Origin of the sequence: Aquisalimonas sp. (assembly GCF_007120195.1) — a bacterium.
In the GTDB taxonomy this organism is placed as follows: Bacteria; Pseudomonadota; Gammaproteobacteria; order Nitrococcales; family Aquisalimonadaceae; genus Aquisalimonas.
The window spans coordinates 1-3,139 of sequence record NZ_SKOG01000258.1 but is presented as its reverse complement, the minus strand read 5'-3'; the positions used below and the strand labels follow the sequence as shown (position 1 = coordinate 3,139).

Here is a 3,139-nt window from a genome sequence, read left to right as displayed (position 1 = left end):
GCTCCAGAAGCTCCGGGGCCGACACCGTGCAGGCCATGGCGGCGACGGGAGCCTCGGCAAGGTCTTCCAGGTGCTCGAACAATGCCCCCGGCAGGCCCCCATCGGCCGTGTAGGCGACAGCCCCTTGGTCCCGGATGGCACCCTGGTCCCAAAGGCACCATTTACACCGCGAATTGCCAAGGTCGAACAGCAAAATCATGTCAGGGAACGCAGTGAAACTTCGCCGGCCCTCCAGGGCTCAGGTCCCTGGCCCTGGTCCAACAACAGGCAACCGGTCTGGTCGACACCGCAGGCAAGGCCATCGACGGTGCGTGAGCCGACATGCAGGCGAACCTGACGGCCGGCAAGCAAATCGTGGCGGGCCCAGTCGCCGGCGAAACCGGCGAACCCATGGACCTGGAAGCGCTGCATGGCGAGGATCATGGCGTTCAGCACGCCGCCGGCGATTACGTTACGGCCGGGCCAAAACGCGAGATGGGCGCACAGTGCCGTCCAGGGCTGGTCAACCGCGCCGGCATCGTCCATCTGCAGATTGAGCCCGAGCCCAATGACCGCGGCGCAGGGGCCTTCCGGCTCACCCTGGAGCTCCACCAGTATACCCCCCACCTTGGCCTCGTGGATGAGCAGGTCGTTCGGCCATTTGAGCCCCAATCCGGAGACCTTATAGCGGGAGAGTTCATCGGCCACGGCAATGCCGGTGGCGAGGCTCAGTCCGCCGACGCCGCCCGGCACCGCCTCGAAGGGCCAGGCGATGCTGAGATACAGGTTTCGGCCGAATGGCGAATGCCAGCTGCGGCCGCGGCGCCCGCGGCCCGCGCTCTGGGCTTCCGCAAGAAGCGCCCGGGGGCGCGCCAACTGGTCTAGCTCGGCAAACAGCCGCCGGTTGGTGGAATCAACAACACGTTCGACGGCGAGCGCCCCCAGGGCCCGTGCGGCCCCGGCGCTCATTTCGCTGCGCATCGCCCGGACATCCAGTAATTCCATGGGCGCTTCGAGCCGGTAGCCGCGCCGGCGCACAGAGCGGATGGGAACCCCCTGCTCGCGCAACTGGTTGATCAGCTTCCAAACAGCTGCACGCGTGACGCCCAACACAGCGCCCAAGCCCTCCCCGGAGTGGGGTTCGCCATCGGCGAGGGTATGCAGCAGACGATCGGCTCGATCCATGTCAGCCCCTCTCCTGCCAGGGCAGACGCTCCCGGGTGAAGAAGTGCCGCAGCACGTCGATCATCGCGCTGTGGTCGTGGGCACCGGCGCTTTCGCGCACGCTGTGCATGGACCACATGGCATTGCCCACGTCGACGGTGCGCACGCCGATGCCCGCCGCAGTGATGGGCCCGATCGTGGTGCCGCACGGGATATCATTGCGGTGGATGTACTTCTGGCACGGCACCTCTGCCTCCTCGCACAAGGCCATAAACACCGCCCCCGCGGCAGCATCCGTCGAATAGCGTTGCTGGGCGTTGACCTTGATCACGGGCCCGGCGTTCAAGTGGGCCTGGTTGCCATCGTCATACAGCCGCGCGAAGTTCGGGTGGTAGCCGTGCGCCATGTCGGCGCTGAGCACCATGCTCGCCGCTGCCGCCCGATGGCGGTCGGCCCCGTGCGCCTGGCAGGCGTGGCTGATCCTGTACACCAGGTCGGGCAGGAAGCTGCCCTGCGCGCCCTTGAAGCTCTGGCTGCCCACCTCCTCGTGGTCGAAACACACCAGCATCGAAACTCCGGGAAAGGCCTCGGGGTCTGCTGCGAGCAGCGCGTCCAGGCCCGCGTGGCAGGAGGCGAGGTTATCCAACCGGCCGGTGGCGATGTACTCGTCATTTAACCCGAAGAAGGCGCCGGGCTGGGCGTCTGCGACGGCGAGCTCCCAGGTCAGTACATCGTCGGCATCAACGGCCAGGGTCTCGGCCAGGTGGTCGCGAAGTCCCGGGCTCGAGGGAAGGCCTTCACTGAGGCTGGCGAGGATCAACGACAGCTCGTCGTGCTGCTGGAAACGCAAGCCGTCCTGATTGACCTGACGATTCAGGTGAATGGCGGCGTTGGGAAGCCGCAGCAGCGGACGGCGGGAGTGGTAGAGGTGGGGGATCACCTCGCCGCTCGTCGTGTCGCGCGTCATCACGCGGCCGGCCAGGGTCAGGTCACGGTCGGCAAAGGTCGCAACAATCGGGCCCCCGTAGAGTTCCACATCCACGCTGACATGACCGCCCCGCGACTGGCTCCCGGCGGGTTTCACGCGGAAACCCGGGGAGTCGGTGTGGGCGCCAACGATACGAAAGCCGTGATCCACGACACGCCCCGAGCCGAGGCTAAACGCGGCGATTGTGGACGCATCCCGGACCACGTAGTAACGGCCGCCGGACTCGAGCTGCCAAGGGTCGCCCTCCTCGAGGCGCTGAAACGCACCCGCCTCGAGACGCCGCACCATCTCGGCGACGGCATGCCATGGACTCGCACTGGCGTCGATAAAGTCCAGAAGTTCACCGGCCTTCTGCCGTTGCCGCGTTTCGCTCATGCGCTTGCCCCACCGGCCTCGCTGCGTCCCTGCGCACAGAATACCAAAGCATAAAAAAACCCCGCAGCGCTGCTGCGGGGTTTTGGGATAACAGCCTGGCGATGACCTACTTTCGCACCACAGCGAGGCGGCACTATCATCGGCGCTAAGTGGTTTCACTTCCGAGTTCGGAATGGAGTCGGGTGGTTCCCACTTGCTATTGTCGCCAGGCAAACTGGCTCACCATGCGCCAGTGCCTGCCGGCACCGGCTGTGAATTTGGAAAGTTGCTGTACTCTGGCACGTCGCTTTTCTGAGGTGTGACCACACCAGACTTCTTGGGTGTTATATGGCCAAGCCTCACGGGCAATTAGTACTGGTTAGCTTCACGCATTACTGCGCTTCCACACCCAGCCTATCAACGTTGTAGTCTTCAACGGCCCTTTAGGGGTCTCGAGGACCCAGGGAGATCTCATCTTGGGAAGGGCTTCCCGCTTAGATGCTTTCAGCGGTTATCCCGTCCGCACTTAGCTACCCGGCAGTGCCACTGGCGTGACAACCGGAACACCAGAGGTGCGTCCACTCCGGTCCTCTCGTACTAGGAGCAGCTTCCTTCAAATCTCCGACGCCCACGGCAGATAGGGACCGAACTGTC

At 64.8% G+C, this 3,139-nt stretch carries 2 protein-coding genes, 2 rRNA genes and 1 pseudogene; all 5 read right to left on the bottom strand.

Annotated features, from left to right (window positions below):
• Positions 1–199: pseudogene (locus tag QZT63_RS17985) on the bottom strand (hypothetical protein); the annotation flags it as partial.
• Positions 196–1,164: a bifunctional biotin--[acetyl-CoA-carboxylase] ligase/biotin operon repressor BirA gene (gene birA / locus QZT63_RS17980; RefSeq protein WP_290653149.1), complete on the bottom strand. Its 969-nt coding sequence runs from the start codon at positions 1,162–1,164 to the stop codon at positions 196–198. The gene birA and the pseudogene QZT63_RS17985, both read right to left, overlap by 4 nt.
• A gap of 1 nt (position 1,165) precedes the next feature.
• Entirely contained in the window at positions 1,166–2,506 is a 1,341-nt protein-coding gene (locus QZT63_RS17975) for a M18 family aminopeptidase (RefSeq protein WP_290653147.1), read from the bottom strand.
• A 93-nt stretch (positions 2,507–2,599) separates the two neighbouring features.
• Positions 2,600–2,716, bottom strand: a 5S ribosomal RNA gene (rrf, locus tag QZT63_RS17970).
• Between the two features lie 117 nt (positions 2,717–2,833).
• Positions 2,834–3,139 (bottom strand): 23S ribosomal RNA (locus QZT63_RS17965); the annotation flags it as partial.